Origin of the sequence: Intestinimonas butyriciproducens (assembly GCF_004154955.1) — a bacterium.
Lineage (GTDB): Bacteria > Bacillota > Clostridia > Oscillospirales > Oscillospiraceae > Intestinimonas > Intestinimonas butyriciproducens.
On the sequence record NZ_CP011524.1, the window covers coordinates 65,506 to 90,673 of the forward strand.

Below are 25,168 nucleotides of genomic sequence, written 5' to 3' on the forward strand. Positions count from 1 at the left end.
TTCCACGACACTCTCTGCAAAAAATGGAGAATGGGAGTACTGGTTGCACTCTCAACTAAAGAGACATTATATCCCGTCCCGCACCACTCTGTAAAGGGCGGATCAATTGACAAGATGACCAAAAGGGGGCTATACTTAACATCTATTGATCCCAATACTGGAAAGGAGGGGCTCTATGACCCCGGAACAAATGAGGCGCAGCGGCCATCTGCGCATCTTCGTGTCTTATTACAGACCCCATCTGGCCATCTTCCTGCTGGACATGGTCTGTGCGCTGGGCATCTGCCTGGTGGACCTGCTGTTCCCCATGGTTTCCCGTCACGCACTCAACGAGCTGCTGCCCCGGAGCCTGTACGGCGCCTTCTTCGCCCTCATGACCGTGCTGCTGCTGGCCTATGTGCTCAAGGGTGTGTTCACCTTCATCGTCACCTATTGGGGACACCTGCTGGGTGTGCGCATCGAGGCGGATATCCGCTCCGACCTCTTTTCCCATATGCAGGACCTGTCCTTTTCCTTTTATGACAAGAACCGCACCGGCCAGCTTATGAGCCGGGTCACCGGCGACCTGTTCGAGATCACGGAGCTGGCCCATCACGGCCCGGAGGACCTGTTCATCTCCGTCGTCACCCTGACGGGGGCCTTCTGCGTCATGCTTACCATTCGTTGGGAGCTGGCTCTCATCGTCTTTGCCGTGGTGCCGCTCTTCATCCTCTTCACGGTGCGGCAGCGCAAACGGATGATGGAGGCATCCTCCGAGGTAAAACGGAAGCTGGCGGGCATCAACGGGGACCTTGAGTCCTCCATCTCGGGTATGCGCACCGCCAAGGCCTTTGCCAACGAAGACGCCGAGATCGACAAGTTCGAGCGGTCCAACGACCAGTTCCGGGGGGCCAAGCGGGGCTACTACCGGGCCATGGCGGTCTACCACTCCGGGATGGAGCTGGCCATGGGCCTGATGCCGGTCCTGGTCATCGCGGCCGGCGGCTTCTTCATCATGCGGGGCGGGATGGACTACATCGACCTGGTCACCTTCACCCTCTATGTCACCACCTTCGTCACCCCCATCCGCAAGCTCTCCGCCTTCGTGGAGCAGTTCATGCAGGGCATGGCGGGCTTCAAACGGTTCGTGGAGCTCATGCGGGTGGAGCCGGAGGTCACCGACGCCCCCGACGCCAGGGATATCGGAGCGGTGAAGGGGGACATCCAGGTGGATGACGTCAGCTTCCGTTACAGCCCGGACGCCGAGCCGGTGCTCTCCCATGTGTCCCTTCACGTGCGCCCCGGGGAGACCGTGGCCGTGGTGGGCCCCTCCGGGGGCGGCAAATCCACCCTCTGCCAGCTCATTCCCAGGTTTTATGATGTCACCGAGGGGGCCATCCGCATCGACGGCCAAGATGTGCGCACCCTCACCCAGCACTCCCTTCGGGAGCACATCGGCATCGTCCAGCAGGACGTGTTCCTCTTTGCAGGCACCATCTATGACAATATCCGCTACGGACGGCCCGACGCCACCGAGGCGGAGATCGTTGCGGCCGCCAAGAAGGCCGAGATCTACGACGATATCCTGGAAATGCCCGACGGGTTCCAGACCTATGTGGGCGAACGGGGCGTCATGCTCTCCGGCGGGCAGAAGCAGCGGGTATCCATCGCCCGCATCTTTCTGAAGAATCCCTCCATCCTCGTCCTGGACGAGGCCACCTCCGCTCTGGACAGCGTGACCGAAGCCAGGATCCAGGGCGCCTTTGACGAGCTGGCCAAGGGCCGTACCACCCTCATCATCGCCCACCGCCTGTCCACCATCCGTTCGGCGGAGCGCATCTTGGTCATCGACAACAACCGCATCGCCGAGGAGGGCACCCACGAAGAGCTGATGGCCCGGGGCGGAGAGTACGCCGGCCTCTACAATGCCCAGAAGTCGGCGGCGGTGTAAACCGCCGGGAAATGCGGGGAATGGGTTGACTTATGGAAAAGTTAATGATAACATACGTTTCCATAAGGGAGTAGTCGGCGCATTCTGCGTAGCGGAGCCAACATACTGGAGCGGCAGCTCCTGGCTTTGTTTTCAATGACGAGACTTATCTGTGCAAAGAGATAAGTCTCGTCATTTTTTGCCCCAACTGGAGAGAACGTGGGAGGAGTGGATACCTGTGAGCTTTTGGGAATGGTTTCTCATTGCGGTGGGCCTGTCTATGGACGCCTTTGCCGTGTCCATCTGCAAGGGCCTGTCGGTGGGGGCGGTCCGGGCCCGCCACGCCCTGACCGCAGGACTTTGGTTCGGCGGCTTCCAGGCGCTGATGCCCTTTCTGGGCTGGCTGCTGGGCAGCCGCTTTCAGGGACTGATCACCAGTGTGGACCACTGGATTGCCTTCGTGCTGCTGTGTGCCATCGGCGGAAACATGGTCCGGGAATCCCGGACATGCGGCGCATGCGGGGAGATGGACGCCTCCTTTGCACCCAAGGTCATGCTTCCCCTGGCCGTGGCCACCAGCATCGACGCCCTGGCCGTTGGAGTCACCTTTGCATTCCTTCGGGTGGACATTCTGCCCGCGGTATGCTTCATTGGGGCGGTCACCTTTGTATTTTCCTTTGCGGGCGTCAAAATGGGAAGCGTTTTTGGGGCCCGGTATCAGTCCAAGGCCGAGCTTTTCGGAGGCGGGGTACTGATCGGGATGGGGATCAAGATTTTGCTGGAGCACCTGGGCGTGCTCGGATGAGAGGAGAACGGGACATGACGCAGATGAGAAAAGTGCTGGCCGTGACGGAGGAGACCACCCTCCTCCCCTTCCTGCTCCGGGAGGTAACGGGCAAATCCCGGAATACGGTGAAAGGACTGCTCACCCGGCGGCAGGTCATGGTGGACGGGACGGTGGTCACCCGGTTCGACGCCCCTCTGCTGCCGGGGCAGCAGGTCACGCTTCTCCCGCCGGAGGCAGCCGGGGCGGCGGAGCTCCCCTTCCCGGTGCTCTACCAGGACCGGGATCTGATCGCGGTGGACAAGCCCGCCGGGCTTTTGTCCATGGGAAACGAGAAGGAGCGCACCCGTACCGCCTACCGTATGGTCTCTGACTATGTGAAGGCCAGGGAGCCGGGCGGGCGCATCTTTATTGTCCACCGGCTGGACCGGGATACCTCCGGAGTGCTGGTCTTTGCCAAAAATGAACGGATGAAGCGGGCCCTTCAGGACCACTGGGAGGCGCTGGTGCAGAAGCGGGGCTACGTGGCCGCCGTGGAAGGAGACCTCCCGGAGCCGGAGGGCACAGTCCGCTCCTACCTGCGGGAGACGGCCACCCATCTGGTCTACTCCGGACCCAGAGGAAAAGAGGGCCGGGAGGCGGTCACCCACTACCGGGTCCTGGCCCGGGGCAAAGGCTTCTCGCTGGTGGAGGTGACCATCGATACGGGGCGCAAAAACCAGATTCGGGTCCATATGCAGGACCTAGGATGCCCTGTGGCAGGGGACCGGCAGTACGGTGCCCAGAGCGATCCTATGGGGCGCCTGGCCCTTCACGCCCATGTGCTTCGGTTTACCGACCCCAGGAGCAAAAAGACCCTGGAGCTGAAGGCGTCTCTGCCGCTTGGGTTCCAGAAGCTCTTCCCCGGCGCGGAGCAGTGACACAGGCCGTTCCCGGGCGGCGGATGGGCGGGCGGTCACGGCGCTTGCCGGGTTCCGGGGGACGAAAGGGGCCGGCAGATTTTTTTGATATGCAAAGGGGCCGCAGTGCGGCCCCTTTTTCTTGCCTTTCCAAGGGAAAACGGGTATCATAAGTAAGCTGTGGAAAAATATTTGGAAGGGAAGCGCGGATATGGATTTCAATGGCTGCAAGGATTTTTTGATGGAGACGGCGAAGACCCTGCTCGCCGCCGATTCCCCCAGCGGATTCACACAGAACGCGGTGGCGGCGGCGGAGCGGATCGCGGGCGCCCTGGGCTACGCCACGCGCCGCACCAATAAGGGCGGCCTGGTCATCGAGGTGCCCGGCCGGGAACACACCAAGCGGATCGGCCTGTGCGCCCATGTGGACACGCTGGGGCTTATGTGCCGGGCCATTACGGATAAGGGGGAGCTGATGATCACCAGGATCGGCGGCCCCATCCTGCCTACTCTGGATGGGGAGTACTGTAAGATCTACACCCGGGACGGACGGGTTTATACCGGCACCGTCCTCTCCCTCTCCCCTGCCGCCCATGTTTTCGACGATGTGCTCACCCGGCCCAGGGACGAGCAGAACATGGCCGTGCGCATCGACGAGAAGGTGCAAAACGCCGAAGAGGTGCGGGCCCTGGGCATCGAGGTGGGAGACTATATCTGCTTTGACCCCAAGACGACGGTGACGCAGAGCGGCTTCCTCAAGTCCAGGTTCATCGACGACAAGGGCTCCGCCGCCTGCCTGCTGGCCCTCCTGAAGCTGATGCGGGACGCCGGAACGGCGCCCCGGTATGACACGGAGATCCATTTCACCGTCTATGAAGAGGTGGGGCACGGCGGCGCCGCCATCCCCGGTGATCTGGACGAGCTGTTGGCGGTGGATATGGGCTGTGTGGGCAGCGACCTCACCTGCACGGAGTATCAGGTCTCCATCTGCGCCAAGGACTCCTCCGGCCCTTATGACTACGACATGGTCTCCCGCCTGGTGGCGCTGGCGAAGGAGCGGGGGCTGGACTACGCGGTGGACGTCTATCCCCACTATTCCTCCGACGTGTCCGTCACATGGCGGGCGGGCAGCGACGCCAAGGCGGCCCTCATCGGCCCCGGCGTGCACGCCTCCCACGGCATGGAGCGGACGCACTGGGACGGAATGCGGAACACCATCGCGCTGGCGGCGGCGTATCTGGAGTGCGAGTAACAAACGGCGGAATGACCGCGCCGGAAGGCGCGTACAAGCGGTTTGCCCGAAGGGCAAAGCCTTGCCGCCGGGCGGATTCATTCCGCCCCGGCGGGTCTGGACAGCGGGGCCCCCGTGGGAGGCGGAGCCTCTCACGGGGCGCGGACGCACTGGGACGGAATGCGGAACACCATCGCGCTGGCGGCGGCGTATCTGGAGTGCGAGTAACAAACGGCGGAATGACCGCGCCGGAAGGCGCGTACAAGCGGTTTGCCCGAAGGGCAAAGCCTTGCCGCCGGGCGGATTCATTCCGCCCCGGCGGGTCTGGACAGCGGGGCCCCCGTGGGAGGCGGAGCCTCTCACGGGGCGCGGACGCACTGGGACGGAATGCGGAACACCATCGCGCTGGCGGCGGCGTATCTGGAGTGCGAGCAACAAGCGGCGGAATGGCCGCGCCGGGGACAGTGCGAAATACAGCTCCTTTTTGCTTGTAAGAAGCGCGGTGATTTGATATAATAAAGGGTGATTTTTTGAGATTTTGAGGGCTTGCCGATGAAATATAAAAAGTGGAACCAGGCCGCCCCGGACCGGAGCGCCGTCCTGGCGCTGGTGGAGGCAGGGCTGCCGGCCCTTGCCGCCACGGTGCTCTGCGCCCGTGGGGTGGATACGCCGGAGGCCGCTGCGGCCTTTCTGGCCGCGGCGGACGCCCCCCTCCACGACCCCATGCTCCTGCGGGATATGGACCGGGCCGTGGAGCGGATGGAACGGGCGCTGGCTGGAAATGAATACATAGCGGTGTACGGCGATTACGACGTGGACGGCATCACCTCCACCTGCCTGCTCACCCGGTTCCTCAGCGCTCGGGGCGCCCGGGTGCTCCCCTATATCCCCGACCGCCTGGAGGAGGGCTACGGCCTGAACCGGGAGGCCGTGGAGCTGCTGGCGGACAAAGGGGTCACCCTCATCGTTACGGTGGACTGCGGCATCACCGCTGTGGAGGAGGCGCGGTACGCCGCGTCTCTGGGTCTGGACGTGATCATCACCGACCATCACGAGTGCAAGGACGAACTGCCCCAGGCGGTGGCCGTGGTGGACCCCCACCGGCGGGACTGCGGCTATCCCTTCCCGTGCCTTGCGGGGGTGGGCGTGGCGCTGAAGCTGGCGCTGGCGCTCACGCCCGGGCCGGAGCGGGAGCGGGTCCTGAGCGAATATGCCGATCTTGCGGCCATCGGTACGGTGGCCGACGTCATGCAGCTTTCCGGAGAGAACCGCGCCATCGTGCGCCGGGGCCTCCAGGCGCTGGCACAAACCCGCCGGCCGGGGCTGAGGGCCCTCATCCGGGAGGCCGGGGCGGAGGGCAAGGCCCTGACCGCCTCCTGCATCGGCTTCACCCTGGCGCCCCGCATCAACGCGGCGGGCCGCATGGGCTGCGCTCCCGTGGCGGCGGAGCTGCTCCTCACGGAGGACCCCGGGCGGGCGGAGGCGCTCTCCCATGCGCTGTGCGCCCTCAACCGGGAGCGCCAGTCCATCGAGGGGCATATCTATGAGGAGTGCCTGGCCCGGCTGGAGCGGGAGAGCGCCGGACAGCGGCGCTCCATCGTACTCGCCGGCGAGGGCTGGCACCAGGGCGTGGTTGGCATCGTGGCCTCCCGTCTGGCGGAGAAATACGCCTGCCCCACATTCATGATTTGCGTCCAGGACGGCCGGGGCAAGGGCTCCTGCCGCTCCTTCGGGGGCTTCAACCTCTTCCGGGCGCTGGAATCCTGCGCCGATCTGCTGGATGGCTTCGGCGGCCATGCCCTGGCCGCCGGCTTTACGATCCTGGAGGAGCACATCGGCGCCTTCCGGCAGCGGATCGACCGCTGCGTGGAGGAGTGGACCGGCGAGCACGAGCTGGCGTCCGCTCTGGAGGTGGACGCCGAGCTGCCCGACGAGAATCTCCTCACCGTGGAGGAGGTGGCCGGACTGGACCTCCTGGAGCCCTATGGGGCCGGGAACCCCAAGCCGGTGTTCTCCCTCCCGGGCTGTACGGTCTCCTCCCTCGCCGAGGTGGGCGGCGGGCGGCATCTGAAGCTGCGCCTGAGCCGGGGCGGCCATCTGCTGGACGCCATTTTCTTTTCCGTGGGCGCCGCGGAGACGGGCGTTGCCCCCGGCGACCGGATCGACGTCACGTTTACCCCCCAGATCAACGAATTCCGGGGGAACCGGAGCGTACAGCTCCAACTGTGCGACCTGCGCCCCGCGCCCACCCGGATGGCGGCGGAGCAGGCCCTCTATGAGCGGCTGCGCCGGGGGGAGGCCCTTTCTGCCCAGGAGGCGGCGGCACTCATCCCCAGCCGGGCCGAATTTGCGGCGGTGTGGCGGTATCTCAGCGGCCACGCCCGCCTGGGCCGGGTGGAGGACACCGCGCGCCGCCTGGCCCGGGGCGTCTCCAGGACCTATGGCATCAAGGAGACCGTGATGCGGACCATGGTATGCCTGGAGGTGCTGGACGAGCACGGCCTCATCCAGGTGGAGCAGACCACCGACCATCTGCGCATCGACCTGTGCCGGGTGGAGGGCAAGGTGGACCTGGAGTCCTCCGACCTGATGAAGCGCCTGCGGCGCCTGGCGGAGGGCGGAACGCCCGGCACCGGCCCGGCGGGCGCTTCGGCGCGCCGCCCGATCTGAAGAAGGTGATTTTATGGACCCTGTCCTGGAGAGCTATTATGCTCTGGAGGAAAAAGTAAAACAATACAATCCGAATCTGGACACCAAGCGGCTTTTTGCCGCCTTCCAGTATGCGGACAACGCCCACTCCGGGCAGCTTCGGAAGGATGGGTCCCCCTTCGTCACCCACCCTCTGGCGGTGGCGGAGATCGTGGCCGAGCTGGAGCTGGATACCGACTCCATCATCGCCGCCCTTCTGCACGACTGCATTGAGGACACCGGCTCCACCCACGAGGAGATCGCCAAGCTCTTTGGCCCGGCGGTGGCCGACCTGGTGGAGGGGGTCACCAAGCTGACCCGGGTGCAGTATACCTCCAAGGAAGAGGAGCAGATGGAGAACCTCCGGAAAATGCTCATGGCCATGGCTAAGGACATCCGGGTGATCCTCATCAAGATCTGCGACCGGCTCCACAATATGCGCACCATGAACTACCAGTCCGCCCGCAAGCAGCGGGAAAAGGCCCTGGAGACCATGGAGATCTACGCGCCCATCGCCCACCGGCTGGGCATGCAGAAGATCAAATGGGAGCTGGAGGACCTGTCCCTCCAGTACCTGGACCCGGTGGGCTATCAGGAGATCAGCGACGAGCTGCTCCGCCGCTCCTCCGCCCATGAGGAGTTCATGGCGGGGATCCAGAAGAAGATCAAGGACCGCCTGGCGGAGGAGGGCATCAAGGCTACCGTCTATGGCCGGGTGAAGCACATCTACTCCATCTACCGGAAGATGTTCGCCCAGAACAAGACCCTGGACGAGATCTTCGATCTCTACGCCTTCCGGGTCATCGTGGACGACATCCCAGAGTGCTACAACGTCCTGGGCTGCATCCACGACCTCTTCAAGCCGGTGCTGGGCCGGTTCAAGGACTATATCGGCACCCCCAAGCCCAACGGCTACCAGTCCCTGCACACCACGGTCATCGGCCGGGAGGGCATCCCCTTCGAGGTGCAGATCCGCACCTGGGAGATGCACCACACCGCGGAGTACGGCATCGCCGCCCACTGGAAGTACAAGCAGGGCCTTGCCAACGACAAACTGGGCACCGAGGAGGCCTTCGAGTGGGTCCGCAAGCTGCTGGAAAATCAGCAGGACACCGACGCGGAGGAGTACGTCCGCACCCTCAAGGTGGACATGTTCGCCGACGAGGTGTTCGTCTTCACCCCCCGGGGCGACGTGGTGAACCTGCCCGCCGGGGCCACCCCCATCGACTTCGCCTACTCCATTCACTCCGCCGTGGGCAACGCCATGACGGGGGCCAAGGTGAACGGGCGCATCGTCACCTTTGATTACCAGCTCCAGTCCGGGGACATTGTGGAGGTTATCACCTCCAAATCCGCCCACGGCCCCAGCCGGGACTGGATGAAGATCTGCAAGTCCAACGAGGCGCGGAACAAGATCAAGCAGTGGTTCAAGAAGGAGCGCCGGGAGGAGAACATCGTCACCGGGCGGTCCATGTTCGAGTCCGAGCTCAAGCGCACCGGGATCTCCCTGGCCGCCATCACCAGCGAGGAGGTGCTGCCCCACCTCCTCAAAAAGGTGGGCTCCGGCTCCCTGGACGATCTGTACGCCGCCATCGGCTACGGCGGCATGACCGCCCAGAAGGCGGTGAACCGAATCCGGGACGAGCTGGGCCGCCTGACCCGGGATAAAAATGAGAAGGCCGCCGCCGAACGCCTGGCCTCCGAGGGGACCTCTCCCCAACTGGCCGCCCCCGCCAAGCTGATCCCCGGTGCCCGGCGCAGTGAATCGGGCATCATCGTGGAGGGGCTGGACAACTGCCTGGTGAAGTTCGCCAAGTGCTGTACGCCCGTGCCCGGGGATCCGGTGGTGGGATTCATCACCCGGGGCTTCGGCGTGTCCGTCCACCGGCAGGACTGCCCCAACGCCGACCCGGCCCGGCGCAAGCCGGAGGAGGAGGGCCGGTGGGTGAAGGTCTCCTGGGGGGAGAGCGAGCTGGCCTCCTACCAGACCTCTCTGGAGATCTCCGCCAAGGACCGGGACGCCCTGGCCCTGGATGTGACCATGGCGCTCACCGCCGCGAAGGTCAAGGTGCAGAGCTTCTCCGCCCGCAGCCTCCCCGACGGGTACGCCATGGTGTCCATCGTGCTGGAAGTGCGGGACCGGAACGAGCTCACCAGCCTCATCAACAAGCTCGGCCAGATCTCCGGCGTGTACCAGGTGAAACGGGCCACGGGGTAAAACGAAGCGCGGAGCGCCCGGAGCAGCGCGGATGGACCGGAGCGAGGGCGAGCGGCGGGCCGCAAAGCGGCCCAAAGACCAGCCCGAGTCGGAGGGAAGCCGCGCGTCGCGCAGCCGCCGCAGCGTGACAGGAGAGAAGCGCGGAGCGCCGGGAGCAGGACAACAGCGAAACACGCAGACGAAAAAACAGGGCGGGCCGAGGCCCGGCGGCATTTTTCGCGGAGTGTTGAGCAGTTATCCGTCGCGGAGGGCGCGGAGCGTGACAGACCCGAAGCGCGGAGCGCCCGGGAGCAGGCGCACAGCAAGCCGCAAGGGGGCCCCGCAAAGCCGCAGGGCTTTGTGGGGAGAGGAGCCGGCTTATCGACCCGGCCATCCTTCCACAAAACGATTAGGGAGCAATGGAAATGCCTACAATAGAGATAGAGAGCAAGATAGCCGACGCCTTCCGGGGCGGGGAGATCCGCCGCCGGGAGCTGCGGCTCACCGGCGAGGAGGCCGCGTATATCCGTGCGCATTTCGCCGCCGTGGTCCTCCCCATGGAGCCGGAAGAGGGCAAGAGCTGGTATGAAATCACCTTTCGGGGAGCTGAAAACTGATGGAGACATCCTTCCTGCCCCTCCTGTTCGGCGGGGATATCAACGTGTACAGCATGGCCCGGGCCTTTCATGAGGCCTACGGCATCCGGTCCACCGCCTACGGCAAGTTTGCCACCGGCGTGTGCTATGAGAGCGCCATTTTGGACTACCGGGTCTGCGCCCAAAATGAGGACGGGCCCACGTTCTTCCAAAACGTGTGCGGCTATGCCGGGGAGCACCCGGACAAGACGGTGCTGGTCATCGGCTGCGGCGACAGCTATGTGAAGCTGGCGGCCCGCTACCGGGATCAGTTCCCCGCCAACGTGATCGCCCCCTACATCGACTACGATCTGATGGACCGGCTCACCAACAAGGAGAAATTCTATGAGCTGTGCGACCAGTTCGGCATCGACCACCCCGGCACCTTCGTCTACCGCCGGGAGATGGGCTATGACTTCCAGCTCCCCTTCGGCGCCCCTTACATCTGTAAGCCCTCCAACGGCGTGGCCTACTGGGAGCACGATTTCCCCGGCAGCGAGAAGGTGTTCTGCCTCCCCACCCGGGAGGCGCTGGAGACCACCCTGGACAAAGTCTACGCCGCCGGGTACCCCGACTCCATGATCATTCAGGAGTTCATCCCCGGGGACGACAGCTTCATGCGGGTGCTCACCTGCTACTCCGGCGCCGACGCCAAGGTCAGGCTCATGTGCCTGGGCCACGTGCTTCTGGAGGAGCACACCCCCCACGGCGTCGGCAATCACGCCGTCATCATCACCGAGCCCAACGACGAGCTGTGCGAAAAATTCCGGCTCTTTCTGGAGGCCCTGCACTTTACCGGCTTTTCCAACTTCGACATCAAGTACGACCAGCGGGACGGGAAATTCAAGGCCTTTGAGATCAACACCCGCCAGGGGCGCAGCAACTACTACGTCACCGGCGCGGGATACAACCTGGCACGGATTCTGGTGGAGGACCGGGTGGAGCACAGGCCCCAGCCGCTCACCGTCACCCACAACCGCTCCCTGTGGATGGTGGTCCCCCGCAGGGTGGCCTACGAGTACACCCCCAGGCGCTATCACCAGGAGATGCGCGCCCTCATCCAGGCGGGAGCGGTCACCAATCCCTTGCGGTACGGCCCGGATTCCGCCCTGAAGCGGAAGCTGAAGCTGGAGAAGAACCAACTGGGGCACTTCGTCAAATTCAAAAAGTACTACCACCGGCCGGAATAGGGCGGCGCCCGGCGGGGATGCAGGAGGCACAGGAATGGAACAAGAGCAGCGCCTGGGCATTTTGGGGGGGATGGGCCCCCAGGCCACCCAGGTCTTTTACCAGCGGATCCTGGACAAGACCGATGCATCCCGGGACCAGGAGCACGTGCCCACCCTGATCTGGAGCGACACCGGGATGCCCGACCGCACCCGGGCCATCCTCTCCGGGGAGACGGAGCCGGTTTTTGCCCGGCTGCTCTCCGGCGCCCGCCTGCTGGAGCGGGAGGGCTGCACCGTGCTGGCCATCCCCTGCAACACCTCCCATTTTTTTGCCGACCGTCTCCAGGCCGGGCTGCGGATCCGCCTTTTGAACATGGTGCGCCTCTCGGCGGCGGCCATGGCGGCCCGGGGATGTCGGCGGGTGGGCATCCTGGCCACCGACGGCACGGTGCGCACCGGCATCTACCAGCGGGAGTGCGCCGGGCAGGGCGTGGAGGCCGTGGTCCCGGGGCCCCAGGCCCAGGCCCTCACCATGAGCATCATTTACGACGAGATCAAGCGGGGAGAGAGCGGCTCCCGGGAGAAGTTCGCCGCCATCGACCGGGACCTCCGGTCCCAGGGGTGCGACGGCGCCATCCTGGCCTGTACGGAGCTGTCGGTGTACAAGGAGTATCACGGTGTGTCGGAGCTGTACCTGGACGCGATGGACGTGCTGGCCGAGGAGAGCATCCGGGCCTGCGGATATCCCCTACGGAGCGTGTAGCAGGAAGCGGAAGAGGGCCTCGCGGTCCGTCTCCTCCCGGTGGAACTCCGCCTCCTGATAGGCCTCGAAGAGACGGAGCTGCTCCGGAGACATAGTGCCCCGCAGGGCCTGCTCCAGGGCGCGGTCCCGGGGGGCCTCCGGGGCATGGGCCTCGACAAGATCGAAGATTTCAGATAGAATATCATTCACTGGAAGTATCTCCTTTCGGAGATATTATAATATCTCCATACGGATATAGTCAAGGGGGTAGGCATGGAAATTTTGGCGCAACGTATGCGGAGCTTGCGGAAAGAACGGCATATACGCCAGGAAGTCATGGCAGAGGCCCTTGGCGTCTCTATCAGCGCCTACCGCCGGTATGAGCTCAATGAGCGGGAACCCGCAGCTCCCTTCCTTGTGGACTTTGCCGACTACTTTGGCGTTTCAACGGACTACCTGCTGGGCCGCAGGGACGAACGGTTGTAGGGCCCCCAAGTTGTCCGCCTGCGGGCGGACGGGGATTGGAGGCCCCCCCTCCGGGGGCCAAACCCATTTCTTTTTCCCTTTGAAAAAGAAACGGTTTTGGATACCAAAGAAAAATGGGCTTTTACGGGGGCCATGGCACGGACCTACCAGGCAAGATCAACGGCGTCCATCGTCTTTACGCTCCCTGCGAGCACCAGCCCCGGCCGTTACGGCCTCCGTGGATGGAACACTGACGCGTTGGCGTCCTATCTTGGGAACGCCTGGTTTTACGACGAGCTTGATGGGTGCGTGCCGACGCGGGAGTCCGGCCCCTGGGGGGTGTCTCCAATAGGGGGGCCGGAGCCCCCCTGATTGGTCGTTTTTAAAAGGGGAGATTCCAAAGAGGGGGAAGATCGAAATCCCCCTCTTTGGCCCTTCTTTCCCGCCGCTTTCTTTGGGAAGAAAGCGGCGCCCCCGGAGGGCGGAACCCTCCGTCCCCGTCCCCCCCTCAGGGGGGATATTCTCATCCCGCCCGCTGGCGGACCTTCCCCCGTCCCCCGGAGGGGCACCCCTCCCAGCCGGGGGGCAGCCCCCAAAAAACCAAAATGAGGTGACAATGATGGTCCTCCCCATCCGCCCGCTGGGCGATTACTGGCAGCTTTTACAGAAACACGGCCTCCTCTCCTCGGACAAGCCCCTCCCGGCGGAGCTGCTCTCCCGCCCGGTGCACCTGGTCTCCTGCGACTCCCAGGCCGTGGAGCCGGGGACCCTCTTCATCGTCAAGGGGGCCCACTTCCGGGGGCGGTACCTGGCGGACGCGCTGGAAAAAGGGGCCTTCGTCTACCTCTCCGACCATGTGTGGGAGGAGGCGGGCGCGGCCCCCTGCCTGCTGGTGCGGGACGTGCGCAGGGCTATGGCGCTGCTGGCCGACTTCTACTACGACCACCCCAGCGGCAAGCTCAGCGTGGTGGGGATCACCGGCACCAAGGGCAAGTCCTCCACCACGTACTACCTCAAATATATCTTTGACGAGTACCTCTCCGCCAGGAAAAAGCGGCCCAGCGGCGTCATCTCCTCCATCGACACTTTTGACGGCGTGGAGCGGTTCGAATCCCACCTCACCACGCCGGAGCCCCTGGACCTGGAGCGCCATTTTGCCAACGCCGTGTCCTCCGGCCTGGAGTACCTCACCATGGAGGTCTCCAGCCAGGCCCTGAAGTACGACCGCATGGACGGCGTGGATCTCTCCGCCGCCGTCTTTCTCAATATCGGCTATGACCACATCTCCCCCATTGAGCACCCGGATTTTGAGGACTACTTCGCCTCCAAGCTGAAGATCTTCGCCCACTCCGACCTGGCGGTGGTGAACCTGGACGCCGACGAGGTGCCCCGGGTCCTCAACGCCGCCCGGGAGCACTGCTCCAGGGTCCTCACCTTCTCCGAGCAGGACCCGGCGGCCGCCGTGTTCGGCTCCCAGGTCCGCAAGCAGGGCCACGACATCCTCTTCCGGGTCAAGACCCCCCGCTTCAGCCGGGAGTTCCGGCTGACCATGCCGGGGCTCTTCAACGTGCAGAACGCCCTGGCCGCCATCGCGGTGTGCGAGGGCCTGGGCATCCCGGAGCAGTGCATCTACGTGGGCCTCATGAAGGCCCGGGTGCCCGGCCGCATGGAGGTCTATCAGAATGCCAACGGGCGCATCACCGCCATTGTGGATTACGCCCACAACCGCCTCTCCTTTGAGAAGCTCTTCCTCTCCGTGAAGGAGGAGTACCCTGGCCGGCGGGTAGTCATCGTCTTCGGCTGTCCGGGCAAAAAGGCTCTGGACCGCCGGAAGGACCTCAGCGAGATCGCCGCCCGGTACGCCGATCTGGTGGTCATCACCGAGGAGGACCCCGGCGAGGAGGACGTGCTGGATATTTCCCGGGAGATGGCCGCCCATGTGGAGAACGTGGGCTGCGACTACTCCATCGAGCCCGACCGGGGCGAGGCCATCCGCATGGCCGTCATGGGCAGCGAGACGCCCACCGTCATTCTCATCACCGGCAAGGGGGCGGAGACCCGCCAGAAGCGGGGCACCGCCTATATCGACTGCGTTTCCGATGTGGAGTACACCAAGCGGTACCTCCACGAATACGACGTGAGCCACCATCTGGACGGCATGGAAAAGGTACTGGGCCTTTTGGACACCCTGCCCCGTCTGGCCGAGAGCGCCGGCAGGACGGTGGTGCTCAAATACGGCGGCTCCGCCCTGGGCGAGAACGGCGCGGTGGACTCCATCCTCCGGGACGTGGCCGCCCTCCAGATGGCGGGAGTCCACGTGGTCCTGGTCCACGGCGGCGGCAGGAGCATCACCGGCTGGCTCTCCCGCATGGGGGAGGAGAGCGTGTTTCGGGACGGCTACCGGGTCACGGACGACACCGCCATGGACGTGGCGGAGATGGTCCTCTCCGGCCAGGTCAACAAGCAGGTGGTATTGGCTCTGCGGAAGCTGGGGGTGAAGGCGGCCGGCGTCTCCGGAAAGGACGGCGGCATCCTGAAGGCCAGATGCAAGGACCCGGCCCTGGGCCACGTGGGGGAGATCGTCTCCGCCGACGCCGCCCTCATCCGGACGCTGCTCACCGGGGGCTATGTGCCCGTGATCTCCCCGGTTGCCGCGGGGGAAAGCTGGGAAAGCTATAACTGCAACGCCGACGACGCGGCCTGCGCCGTGGCCGAGGCGCTGAAGGCGGACAAGCTGGTTTTCCTCACCGACGTGGACGGCATTCTGATGGACAGCCGCAACGCCAAGACGGCCATCTCCTCCCTCACCGCCTCGGAGGCCAGGGAGCTGCTGGACAGTGGCCTCATCCAGGGCGGCATGGTGCCCAAGCTGAGAAGCTGCGTCCGGGCCCTGGAGAACGGCGTGTCCAAGGTGGCTGTGCTGGACGGACGCATCGACCATGTGATGCTGCTGGACGCCGTGTCCGGCCAGACCATGGGCACCACGCTTCGCCGGGACGAGGCATGAATTTCCTGCGCTGCGGCGCGCCAGGACAACAGGCAGATCAGCGGCGCATGAGGCTTTCGCGCATGTGGGCCGACCCGGCCCGCAAAATCGACTTGTAAGACGAGGTATACATGGAAGAAGCATATAATACGCAGGTCCTCCCCAACGGGGTGCGCATCGTCACCGAGCACGTCCCCTCCGTCCGCTCCGCCTCCCTGGGCATCTGGGTGGGGACCGGTTCCCGTAGCGAGAAGCCGGGCGAGGGCGGGGCCGCCCACTTCATCGAGCACATGGTGTTCAAGGGCACCGAGCGGCGCACCGCCCGGCAGCTCGCCCAGGAGATGGACGCCATCGGCGGCCAGGTGAACGCCTACACCACCAAGGAGTGCACCTGTTTTTACGCCCGCAGCCTGGACGAGCATCTCAGCCGGGCCATGGATATGCTCTGCGACATGGTGTTCTGCTCCCGGTTCGACGAGCAGGACGTGCAGACCGAGCGGGGGGTCATCCTGGAGGAGATCGGGATGTACCGGGACAACCCGGAGGACCTGTGCTCCGAGCGGCTGATGGGGGCGGTGTACAAGGGGACGCCCCTGGCCCGGCCCATCCTGGGGAAGCGCGCCAGCCTGGAGAAGATGACGGGGGCGTGGCTCAGGGAGTATATGCGCGCCCACTACCTGCCGGGGGACATTGTGGTGTCCTTGGCGGGCAGCTTTCCGGAGCTGGTGGTGGAGGAGCTGAAGGCGCGCTTTCTGGCGCTGGAGGGGGGAAAGTCCCCCGCCCCCCGGCCCGCGGGCTACACCCCTGCCTTTACTCTGAAAAAAAAGTCCATCGAGCAGAACCACCTGACCTTGGCCTTTCCCGGCCTCCCATACGGGCATAAAAAGCGCTTTGTGCTCCAGCTCCTCTCCTCCATGCTGGGCGGCGGCATGTCCTCCCGGCTCTTTCAGGAGGTGCGGGAGCGGCGGGGGCTTTGCTACTCGGTGTATACCTACGGGGCGGGCCACGCCGAGACCGGCGTTTTCGCCATCTATACCGCCCTGGGCAAGGAGACCGAGGCCCAGGCCCTGGAGACCATCTGCCGTACCATCCGGGACTTTGCCGAGCACGGCCCCACCGCCGAGGAGCTGGACCGGGCCCGGGAGCTCTCCAAGGCCAATGTGCTCATGGGACTGGAGTCCACCCAGTCCCGCATGAGCGCCCTGGGCCGCGGGACCCTCCTCCAGGACCGCCCTCTCACCACCGATGAGGTCATCGAGGCCTATAACGCCGTCACGGCGGAGGACGTGCGGGCGCTGGCCCGGGAGCTGTTTGATTTCAGCCGGGTCTCTCTCTCCGCCGTGGGCCGGGTGGGGGACGAGGATTACTACCGGGGACTCATAGAGGGATGAGATAAAAAAGGGCGTACCGCATGTATAAGCGGTACGCCCTTTTCTGTCGGGTCGGATCAGAGGCGCTCCAGCGCCTCGGCCACGCCGGCCATGGGATTGGGCTGGTATTCCTCCACCCTGCCCTCGTCGCAGGCGGCGGCCAGCGCCGGGTCGATGGGGAGCTTGGCCAGGACCTTCAGGCCCAGCCCGGCGGCCACCTGCTCCACCTTGCTTTCGCCGAAGAGGGCGTGCTCCCCGCCGCAGTCGGGACACTTGAAGTAGCTGTAGTTTTCCACCAGCCCCAGAATGGGGATGTTCATCATCTCCGCCATTTTCACCGCCTTGGTGACGATCATGGACACCAGGTCCTGGGGAGAGGTGACCACGATCACGCCGTCCACGGGCAGGGACTGGAACACGGTGAGGGGCACGTCGCCGGTCCCGGGGGGCATATCCACGAACATATAGTCCACATCGCCCCAGATCACATCGGTCCAGAACTGCTTCACCGTGCCGGCGATGACGGGCCCCCGCCAGATCACCGGGTCGGTCTCGTTCTCCGTGAGGAGGTTGAGGCTCATGAGCGCCACACCGCCCTTGCTGACCGCGGGATAGATGCCCAGCTCGCTGCCTACGGCGTGCTCATGGATGCCGAAGGCGGTGGGGACGGAGGGGCCGGTGATGTCGGCGTCCAGCACGGCCGTCTTTTTGCCCAGCCGGGCCATGGCGGCGGCCAGGGAGCAGGTGACGGTGGACTTGCCCACGCCCCCCTTGCCGCTTACCACGGCGATGACCTTGCCAACGCTGGAGAGCTCATTGCAGGGGGCGTGCAGGTCCATGGGGGTGGTGCGCTCCCCGCAGCTCTCGCCGCAGGAGGAGCAGTCATGGGTACATTCGGACATGATCGTGATGTCTCCTTTTCGTATCGAAGTTTGGGGAATTACAGGATCAGCTGCGGGCGGGATCGTTCCGCCCGCGGCCGCGTCAATAGGAATAGCTGCCGCCGCCGATGAATTCCCGGATCAGGGAGTCCTGAGGCACCAGGGCCGGGTCCAGGGGCTCAAAATAGTCGAAGGACTTCACCAGCGCCTGGAGCTCCGCATACCGCTCGTTGTCCGGGGATACCTGGTCCACCGCCGCCCGCAGGGGCGCGGCGTAGTTGGCGAAGACCGGAACCTCGTACCGGAGGGAGGAGTCAATGACTACATTGGCCCGGTCCTTGAAGGGGGAGATGTGGAGCTTTTCGCCCCGGCGGACATTGTACCACATGGAGAGGGTCTCCACCAGGTCCGTGCCCCGGAAATTGTAGTCCCGGACGGCCCGGCGGGAGATGCGCATCCAGGTGCCCTTGAACCGCAGCGCCTCCCCCTCCAGAATGTTGGAGCGGGCGGAAATATAGAGCGTGGTGGCCTCAGGGTGGCGGCCGGCGATGTCGTCGTTGAGGGCGTGGATGCCCTCGAAGATGGCGATCTCGTTTTTGCCCAGCTTCAGGGGGGTGCCCCGGCTGTCGTTGCGCATCTGGCGGGCAAACTCAAATTTGGGGACCACAACCCACTCCCCGTGGGAGAGCTTGGTGAAGGTGTCGTCCAGCAGGTCCATGTCCAGGAGCCTGGGAGACTCGTAGTCGATGTCCCCCTCGGCGTTCCGGGGCGCGGTACGCCGGTCCAGAGTCTTGAAGTAGTTGTCCATGGAGATGGTGTGGGTGTTCACGCCCCGGCGCTCCAGCTCCTGCTCCAGCTTCAGGGCCGTGGTGGTCTTCCCAGAGCCGGATGGGCCGGAGAGAAGCACGATGGGACTCTGCTTCATCCGCTCCAGGATGCGGTCGGCGGCAGATTCCAGCCGCGTCTGGTACACGCCGTCGCACTCGGCCACGAAGGCCGCCGGGGCGGTGCGCAGCTTGCGGTTGATCTCCTCTAGCTGATAGGCCATGTGATATCCTCCTTTTGGGCGACGATGGCGTCGATATGGTCGATATATTCCTTGGGATACTTGGGGTTGGAGAGGCGCACCAGACTTCCTGCGCCGTGATCGATGAGCTTGGTCACGCCGCCGGCCCCTAGGGAAAGGATGGTGTGGAGCTCCTCCATCATGCAGATGTTGTAGAGGCTCTCGCCGCCGGGACGGCACCAGCCCACATTTTCAAAGCCGCCGGACATATACTTCTGGCGGTAGAGATAATAGGGCGTATAGCCAGACCCACGCAGCGTTTCCCAGGCGTAGTCCAGCATGGCCGACACCTCCCCCGGACTGGGGAGGCCGCCGCCTTCCGCCATGAGGCGGGAACCCTTTTTGAGGGCCAGGGTGTGGACGGTGACGTTTTCCGGGGCCATCGCCACCACCTGGTCCAGGGAGCGGCGGAAGCCCTCCGCCGTGTCCAGGGGGAGGCCGGCGATGAGGTCCATGTTGGCATAGGGGAAGCCCGCTTCCCGCACCAGGGCCCAGGCCCGGCGGATATCGTCTGCGGCATGGGCCCTGCCGATGGCCCGGAGGACGTGGTCCTCCATGGTCTGGGGGTTTACCGATACCCGGGTGCAGCCCCTTGTCCGGAGGACGGCCAGCTTTTCAGCCGTGATGGTGTCCGGCCGTCCCGCCTCCACGGTATACTCCACACACGCGGAGAGATCCACGGCCTCCTCCAACTCCCCCATCAGCCGGTCAAGCTGAGGGGCGGAAAGGGTGGTGGGGGTGCCGCCGCCGAAGTAGACCGAGCGCACCCGCCGCCCCCCGCGGCGCAGCGCGGCACCGGCGGCCCGGACCTCCCGGCACAGGGCATCCAGATAGGGCTCGAGCATGTGCAGGGACCTCCCCGCGTCGGCGGAGATAAAGGAGCAGTAAGCACAGCGGGTGGGACAGAAGGGGATGCCCACATAGAGGGAGACGTCCCCGGGGGCCAGGGAGCCCTTCGCCGCCAGGGAGGCTTGGGCGCAGTCCAGAGCCAGCCGCCGCCGGGGGGCGGAGACGTGGTAGAGTTCCCGCAGGCGACGCTCCGCCTCCCGCACCGTAAGGCCCCGCTCCAGATCACGGGTGGGCAGCTTGACCGGGCGCACGCCGGTCAGGGCCCCCCAGGGGGGCTCACGGCCCAGCGCGTCGGTGCCCGCCCGGTAAAAGGCGTTTTTCAGAACGCGCTGAAGCACACGGTCCTGTTCCAGCCGGCCGGCTTCGGGCCCCGGCGCCGGAGCCCGGGCATAGCGGCTGTAGACTGCGCCGCCGTATGTGAGCACCGCGTGAGCGGTGACCTGCCGCGGACCCACGGAGAGGCGGAGAAGCAGCGCGTCCTCCCCGGAAAGGGGCGGCGCATCCGGATACTCCGGACGTTCGCCGGGGAACAGCGTCAGCAGCATCTGCTCGGCGGCATATTTGTAGTTGTGACCGTTCAGGTAGAGCTTCATAGACTCCTCCAGACACAGATGCTGCTGACGCCCGCGCCGTTTGGCGCGGACCAAGCGTTTTGGCCCGGAGCCAAAACCTTGCCGCAGGGGCAATTCATTTGCCCCGAGGAAGAAAAAGAACAGGAGCCCCGCGGGATGGGACATCCCGTGGGGACAGCAGCATCTGTTCGGCGGCATATTTGTAATTGTGGCCGTTCAGGTAGAGCATCACGGCTGCTCCGCCAGGGCCTCCATCAGATAGTAATTGCTTCTCCGCTCCGCGTCCAGGGTGGAGAGTCCTTCGTGGCCGGGGCAGACCCGATAGTCGCCGGCAAGCCTGCCCAGGCGGGCCAGGGAGGTCATGATCTCCTGATAGCTGCCTCCGGGCAGATCGGTGCGCCCGCAGGAGCCCCGGAACAGCGTGTCGCCGGTGAACAGGATGTCGCCGGTCTTCAGCACCACGGAGCCTTTGGAGTGGCCGGGGGTGTGGAGGACCTCCACAGTCAGGCCGCCCACCGCCACAGTGTCGCCCTCGTCGTAAAAGCGGAGGACTTCCCGGGGGAGCGGCGGGAACATGGTCGGGTTGACCCCTTCGGCGTCGGCGCGGTGGAGATAGACCGGCGTGCCGGGGAAGGCCGCTTCCAGCCCGGCCACGCCGCCGGTGTGGTCATAGTGGCCGTGGGTGAGCAGGATGGCCTTCAGGGCGAGCCCGGCCTCCCGGATCATGGACAGGATCTCATTGGGGTCCCCGCCGGGGTCAATCATGGCGCAGGCCTTGGAGGTCTCGTCCCCCAGCAGATAGCAGTTGGTGCCGATGGGCCCTACGGGCATGGTTTTGACGATCATAAGCACACGCTCCTCACATGTTGTCGGTATCAAACAGAATGGTCACCGGTCCGTCGTTGACGGAGGCGACCTGCATGTCCGCGCCAAAGCTCCCGTGCTCCGGCGGAAAACCCAGCCGGCCGCAGGCGGAGAGAAAACGCTCGTAAAGGGGGACGGCCACATCCGGCTTGGCCGCGCCGGTAAAGCCGGGGCGGCGGCTCTTGGTATCGGCATACAGGGTGAACTGGGAGACCACCAGGAGGCGACCGCCTACGGCGGAGAGATTCAGATTCATCTTCTCGTTTTCATCCTCAAAGACCCGCAGGCCCACGATCTTGTCGGCCAGCTTGTCGGCCTGGGCCTCTGTGTCGTCGGGCCCCACGCCCAGCAGCACCAGAAAGCCGCGGCCGATCTCGCCCACGACCTCTCCCGCGATGGTCACCGATGCGGAGGCCACCCTTGTCACAACTGCTCTCATGCTTACGCTCCGTTCCGGGCGGCGGAGCCGCCCTGTATCTTTTTGTTATCGGTATTCCCGCTTCATCCCCCTGGCATACAGGGGGTCGAGGTCGAAGACGGCGATGTCGCCGGGCTTGCACTTGAGCTCGGTCACATCCACCAGCGTCTCCAGCGCCCCGATCTGGCCGATGACCCTGGCCCGCTGGTCTCCGATGTGGACGGACTGTCTCCGGCTCCCCCACCAGTAGCGCAGCAGGGCGGCCAGGCCGCTCTCCCGGGGCCGCTGCGCGCCGAAGCCGTTCTGATAGCCCACGGGCAGTACGGCCACCCGGGTGGGCTTTTTCATCGTGATGAGGCGGCTGTTGCCCACAGTATGGCCCTTGGGGAGCCAGCGGATCTCCTCCAGCGTAGCCTCGCCATAGCCCACCTTCTGGAGGCCGTCGCCCCTTGTGCGTCGGCACCGCCCCAGAAAGGCGGAGGCCACCCGCACCGCATCCAGCCGGGCGAATTCGTAGTTCATCAGTGCGCTGGAGCCGGCGGCATGGATCACCCCGGTCTCGAACCCGGCGGCGTGGACGGCCTCCACCACCCGCTGGAACTCCTCCAACTGGGCGGACGCGCCCCGCTCTCCGCCCGCTGCGGCGTGCATCTGGGTATAGATGCCGGAGATGGCCACGTTGGGAAGGTAGCGGTACATGGACAGGATCTTGTCCGGCTCCCCGGAGAGAAACCCTCCGTAGCCCATGCCGGTGTCCACCTGAATGTGGGCCTCCACCACGGTGGAGCGGGCCTCCGCCAGGCCGTTGAGCGCCACGCCGGTGTCATAGGAGCCGATGGTACATACGGCGTTCAGGTCGATGAGCTGCTCCAGCTCCTCCCGGTCCGTCGTGGAGCGGAGCATCAGGATCTCCTCGTCCACAAAGCCAGCCTTCCGCAGGGCGGCGGCATCCGAGGGCTCGGACACGGCAAAGCGCCCGATCCCCTCCTCCCGCAGGAGCTTTGCCATTTCGAGCAGGCCGGCCCCGTGGGCGTCTCCGGTGAGGACGGCGTAAATGGCGGCGGCGCCCGCCTTCTCCTTGATTACGGCGGCATTGCGCCGGATGGCTTCTCTCTCTAGCACCAGGGCTTTCACGGCGGGGCCTCCCTCCCGATTTTGCGCCGAAACGGCGATTATACCTATTATATCACCCGCCGGTGGGCAACGTCAATGAAAGGGCGCGCCGAATAAAGAGGTCACCTGATTCACCGGCGGGGACTGCCGATTGACAGTTTTGAGAAAATGAGAGTATAATGAGTACAATCCACATTACAAAACGCAGGGGGACGGGATCCTATGAGCGGTGCGAACGATCAGATCAGAATCGTACAGGAGACGGTGGCGGGGAAGGAGATCACCTTTGCCCATGTGATCGGCGGGCCCGCGCCCATCATCTATCAGAAGCTGGGCCTCAATCCCTCTGTGGATTACGGCACCTCCGCCATCGGCATCATGAATCTGACGCCGCCGGAGTCCGCGGTGATCGCGGCCGATATCGCGGTCAAGAGCGGAGATGTATATCTGGGCTTTGCCGACCGCTTTACCGGCACCGTGATCATCACGGGGGAGCTGGCGGACGTCACCACGGCGCTGACGGAGATCGTGAATTACTTCCGGGATGTGCTGGGATACGTCGTGTGCAATATCACAAAGAGATAGGAAGTTCAGCTATGGGGAGCCGCATGACACGGGAGGAGCTCCTGGAGAGGGTGTTCTCCCGGAAATATGAAGAGCTGAAGGGGAAGGACCTGCGCCTAGTCCGGGTAAAGGTGATCGGAAGGGAGATTTCCCTGGCGCAGCTCATCGGCGTGTCCGAGACGAGGATCTATCAGAACCTGGGCCTCCACATCGGGACCCACCAGGGCGAGGACCACACCGGGGAATCCATCGGCCTGCTGCACATCACGCCGTGGGAGGCCACGGTGGCGGCGGCGGACATCGCCATGAAGAGCGGCGATGTGGAGCTGGGCTTTTTGGACCGGTTCAGCGGGGCGGTCATCCTTCTGGGCTCCCGGGCGGAGGTCAGGAGCGCCATGGAGCATGTCCTCGCGTTCTTCCGGCACGAGCTACACTTCACCGTCTGTGAGATCACGGAGAGTTAAAGGCGAACATGAAAAAATTATTTTTGATGGGGCGGAGCGAGGCGGGAAAGACCTCCCTGACCCAGGTACTCAAGGGCGAAGAGCTCCACTACCATAAAACCCAGTACACCAACACGGGGGCCGATATCATCGACTCTCCCGGCGAGTACTCGGAGACCAAGCGGTGCGGACTGGGGCTGGCCTGTTTTTCCTTTGAGGCGGATGTGCTGGCCCTGCTGATGGCGGCCGATGAGCCCTTCAGCGTGTTTGAGGCGAACTGCCAGTGCTTTACCAACCGGCCGCTCATCGGTATCATTACAAAGATCGACTCCCCCTTCGCCAATGTTCCCATGGTGAAAAACTGGATGGTCAATTCCGGCTGTGAGCGCATTTTTGAGGTGAGCAACATCACCCGGGAGGGCATCGGGGAGCTGCTGGACTATCTGAAGGAGGACCCCGTCAGGCTGACCCTGCAGCAGGCGAAGGACAGGCAGCGGCTGGGTCTTACAGAGTGGGAGGACGCCTCCCAATACGGTATGGCGTGAGAAAGGGCCGGCCTTTTTCCCAAACAGGGAAAAAGGCCGGCCCTGATGCTTCACAGGACCGCGGCCCGGACGGGCTCAGCCCAGATCCTGCCCCAAGTCCTGGAGAGAGCCGTACATGCCGCCGAAAATAGCGTTTACCAGCTCGAACGACGGGGCGATCTTCCAGTGGTCCTCCTCATAGGTGAGCTCCAGAGTCACGGTGTTGGTCACCGTCTGGATGTCCTGGCTGTCCAGAAGGCCGGAGAGGATATCCGCCAGGGCGGCGGTCTGCTCCTCCTCGGTGGGCTGCTGGTCTTCGGGCAGGAAAATGGTGGACATCGTCTGGCTGAAGGCCTCCTGGAGAAAGGCCGCGATCAGCGCGCCCAGGTCCCGGTTGGTGATCTCCGCCGTTATGGCGGCGCTGTCGCCCTCCTCCTTGACATCGGTGAAGGTCCAGGACAACCCCTCGGTGAAGCGGGGCATCATCTGCTCCATCGCGTCGTCAGCGGCGGAAGCCGTCTCTTCCGGCGCTTCCTCTCCGCCCTGCAGAATTTCGGAGCCGAAGTAGGCGCCCGCCGTCTTTTCATCCCACTTCTGCACCGCCGTCAGGGCGTTGTCCGCCGCCTGTTCGGCGCTCTCCCGAGAGGGCGCGCAGCCCGTTAGTCCCAGGAGCAGCGCCAGGGCCGTCAGGCCGGCCGCAAGTTTCCGGTTCATTTTGTCTCCTCCTCCAAAATCATGTTTGGGGTCCAGGGCTATCGTAGCACAGGGGACGGGAAGGCGCAACCGGAAACCCGCCTCC

The 25,168-nt window shown here is 64.6% G+C and carries 24 protein-coding genes; 16 read left to right on the forward strand and 8 right to left on the reverse strand.

The window, feature by feature from the left end; all coding sequences use genetic code 11:
* Positions 1-175 precede the first annotated feature (175 nt).
* From SRB521_RS00320 to cuyB, 10 genes are all read left to right on the forward strand, one after another.
* Complete coding sequence (locus SRB521_RS00320) at positions 176-1,930, forward strand: ABC transporter ATP-binding protein (protein WP_075704931.1); 1,755 nt, start codon at positions 176-178, stop codon at positions 1,928-1,930.
* 259 nt (positions 1,931-2,189) lie between these two features.
* Positions 2,190-2,714: a manganese efflux pump MntP gene (locus SRB521_RS00325; protein ID WP_075705632.1), complete on the forward strand. Its 525-nt coding sequence runs from the start codon at positions 2,190-2,192 to the stop codon at positions 2,712-2,714.
* A 14-nt stretch (positions 2,715-2,728) separates the two neighbouring features.
* Positions 2,729-3,613, forward strand: coding sequence for an RluA family pseudouridine synthase (locus SRB521_RS00330; protein ID WP_058116790.1), 885 nt, complete (start codon positions 2,729-2,731; stop codon positions 3,611-3,613).
* Between the two features lie 190 nt (positions 3,614-3,803).
* Positions 3,804-4,844 (forward strand): M42 family metallopeptidase, encoded by a 1,041-nt coding sequence (locus tag SRB521_RS00335; RefSeq protein WP_116721592.1) that lies wholly within the window; start codon positions 3,804-3,806, stop codon positions 4,842-4,844.
* Between the two features lie 42 nt (positions 4,845-4,886).
* The gene (locus tag SRB521_RS15900; protein ID WP_165366516.1) at positions 4,887-5,051 is read left to right on the forward strand and encodes a M42 family metallopeptidase; all 165 of its coding nucleotides are present in this window, start codon (positions 4,887-4,889) and stop codon (positions 5,049-5,051) included.
* Positions 5,052-5,375: 324 nt separating this feature from the next.
* Positions 5,376-7,493: a single-stranded-DNA-specific exonuclease RecJ gene (gene recJ, locus SRB521_RS00340; protein WP_116721590.1), complete on the forward strand. Its 2,118-nt coding sequence runs from the start codon at positions 5,376-5,378 to the stop codon at positions 7,491-7,493.
* Positions 7,494-7,506: 13 nt separating this feature from the next.
* A complete protein-coding gene (locus SRB521_RS00345) occupies positions 7,507-9,729 on the forward strand; it encodes a RelA/SpoT family protein (protein WP_033119184.1) in 2,223 nt (740 codons plus the stop codon).
* Positions 9,730-10,133: 404 nt separating this feature from the next.
* Complete coding sequence (locus tag SRB521_RS00350; RefSeq protein ID WP_033119185.1) at positions 10,134-10,325, forward strand: hypothetical protein; 192 nt, start codon at positions 10,134-10,136, stop codon at positions 10,323-10,325.
* Positions 10,325-11,533: a carboxylate--amine ligase gene (locus SRB521_RS00355; RefSeq protein ID WP_075704937.1), complete on the forward strand. Its 1,209-nt coding sequence runs from the start codon at positions 10,325-10,327 to the stop codon at positions 11,531-11,533. The genes SRB521_RS00350 and SRB521_RS00355 overlap by 1 nt, the downstream gene beginning before the upstream one ends.
* Before the next feature lie 34 nt (positions 11,534-11,567).
* Positions 11,568-12,275, forward strand: coding sequence for a cysteate racemase (cuyB, locus tag SRB521_RS00360; RefSeq protein ID WP_075704938.1), 708 nt, complete (start codon positions 11,568-11,570; stop codon positions 12,273-12,275).
* Here the strand turns inward: cuyB and SRB521_RS00365 are convergent.
* A complete protein-coding gene (locus tag SRB521_RS00365; protein ID WP_075704939.1) occupies positions 12,261-12,464 on the reverse strand; it encodes a hypothetical protein in 204 nt (67 codons plus the stop codon). The two genes, cuyB and SRB521_RS00365, sit on opposite strands and share 15 nt — an antisense overlap.
* A gap of 84 nt (positions 12,465-12,548) precedes the next feature.
* Here SRB521_RS00365 and SRB521_RS00370 point away from each other — a divergent pair, with 84 nt between their 5' ends.
* From SRB521_RS00370 to SRB521_RS00380, 3 genes are all read left to right on the forward strand, one after another.
* Positions 12,549-12,740, forward strand: coding sequence for a helix-turn-helix domain-containing protein (locus tag SRB521_RS00370; protein WP_257534808.1), 192 nt, complete (start codon positions 12,549-12,551; stop codon positions 12,738-12,740).
* 595 nt (positions 12,741-13,335) lie between these two features.
* Positions 13,336-15,726: an acetylglutamate kinase gene (argB, locus tag SRB521_RS00375; RefSeq protein WP_083631006.1), complete on the forward strand. Its 2,391-nt coding sequence runs from the start codon at positions 13,336-13,338 to the stop codon at positions 15,724-15,726.
* Positions 15,727-15,836: 110 nt separating this feature from the next.
* The gene (locus tag SRB521_RS00380; RefSeq protein ID WP_075704942.1) at positions 15,837-17,096 is read left to right on the forward strand and encodes a M16 family metallopeptidase; all 1,260 of its coding nucleotides are present in this window, start codon (positions 15,837-15,839) and stop codon (positions 17,094-17,096) included.
* 56 nt (positions 17,097-17,152) lie between these two features.
* On the opposite strand, the gene SRB521_RS00385 is transcribed toward SRB521_RS00380, so the two are convergent.
* From SRB521_RS00385 to SRB521_RS00410, 6 genes are all read right to left on the reverse strand, one after another.
* Positions 17,153-17,977 carry an Mrp/NBP35 family ATP-binding protein gene (locus SRB521_RS00385; RefSeq protein WP_075704943.1) on the reverse strand — a complete coding sequence of 275 codons (825 nt, stop codon included), beginning with the start codon at positions 17,975-17,977 and terminating at the stop codon, positions 17,153-17,155.
* 82 nt (positions 17,978-18,059) lie between these two features.
* Positions 18,060-19,004 carry a uridine kinase family protein gene (locus SRB521_RS00390; protein ID WP_116721588.1) on the reverse strand — a complete coding sequence of 315 codons (945 nt, stop codon included), beginning with the start codon at positions 19,002-19,004 and terminating at the stop codon, positions 18,060-18,062.
* Positions 18,989-20,464, reverse strand: a complete 1,476-nt coding sequence (gene hemZ, locus SRB521_RS00395) for a coproporphyrinogen dehydrogenase HemZ (RefSeq protein WP_075704945.1) — start codon at positions 20,462-20,464, stop codon at positions 18,989-18,991. The genes SRB521_RS00390 and hemZ overlap by 16 nt, the downstream gene beginning before the upstream one ends.
* 207 nt (positions 20,465-20,671) lie before the next feature.
* Positions 20,672-21,289 carry an MBL fold metallo-hydrolase gene (locus tag SRB521_RS00400; RefSeq protein WP_058116804.1) on the reverse strand — a complete coding sequence of 206 codons (618 nt, stop codon included), beginning with the start codon at positions 21,287-21,289 and terminating at the stop codon, positions 20,672-20,674.
* A 13-nt stretch (positions 21,290-21,302) separates the two neighbouring features.
* Positions 21,303-21,746, reverse strand: coding sequence for a D-aminoacyl-tRNA deacylase (gene dtd / locus SRB521_RS00405; RefSeq protein WP_116721587.1), 444 nt, complete (start codon positions 21,744-21,746; stop codon positions 21,303-21,305).
* 45 nt (positions 21,747-21,791) lie between these two features.
* A complete protein-coding gene (locus SRB521_RS00410) occupies positions 21,792-22,859 on the reverse strand; it encodes an alanine racemase (protein ID WP_116721586.1) in 1,068 nt (355 codons plus the stop codon).
* Between the two features lie 201 nt (positions 22,860-23,060).
* On the opposite strand from SRB521_RS00410, the gene SRB521_RS00415 reads away from it, so the two are divergent.
* The 3 genes from SRB521_RS00415 to SRB521_RS00425 are packed head-to-tail and all read left to right on the forward strand — an operon-like array spanning position 23,061 to position 24,390.
* Positions 23,061-23,423 (forward strand): BMC domain-containing protein, encoded by a 363-nt coding sequence (locus SRB521_RS00415; protein WP_033119177.1) that lies wholly within the window; start codon positions 23,061-23,063, stop codon positions 23,421-23,423.
* 11 nt (positions 23,424-23,434) lie between these two features.
* A complete protein-coding gene (locus SRB521_RS00420) occupies positions 23,435-23,866 on the forward strand; it encodes a BMC domain-containing protein (protein ID WP_075704947.1) in 432 nt (143 codons plus the stop codon).
* A gap of 8 nt (positions 23,867-23,874) precedes the next feature.
* Positions 23,875-24,390: a EutP/PduV family microcompartment system protein gene (locus tag SRB521_RS00425; RefSeq protein ID WP_058116808.1), complete on the forward strand. Its 516-nt coding sequence runs from the start codon at positions 23,875-23,877 to the stop codon at positions 24,388-24,390.
* Positions 24,391-24,465: 75 nt separating this feature from the next.
* Here SRB521_RS00425 and SRB521_RS00430 read toward each other — a convergent pair whose 3' ends face one another.
* Entirely contained in the window at positions 24,466-25,083 is a 618-nt protein-coding gene (locus SRB521_RS00430; protein WP_116721585.1) for a hypothetical protein, read from the reverse strand.
* Positions 25,084-25,168: the final 85 nt, after the last annotated feature.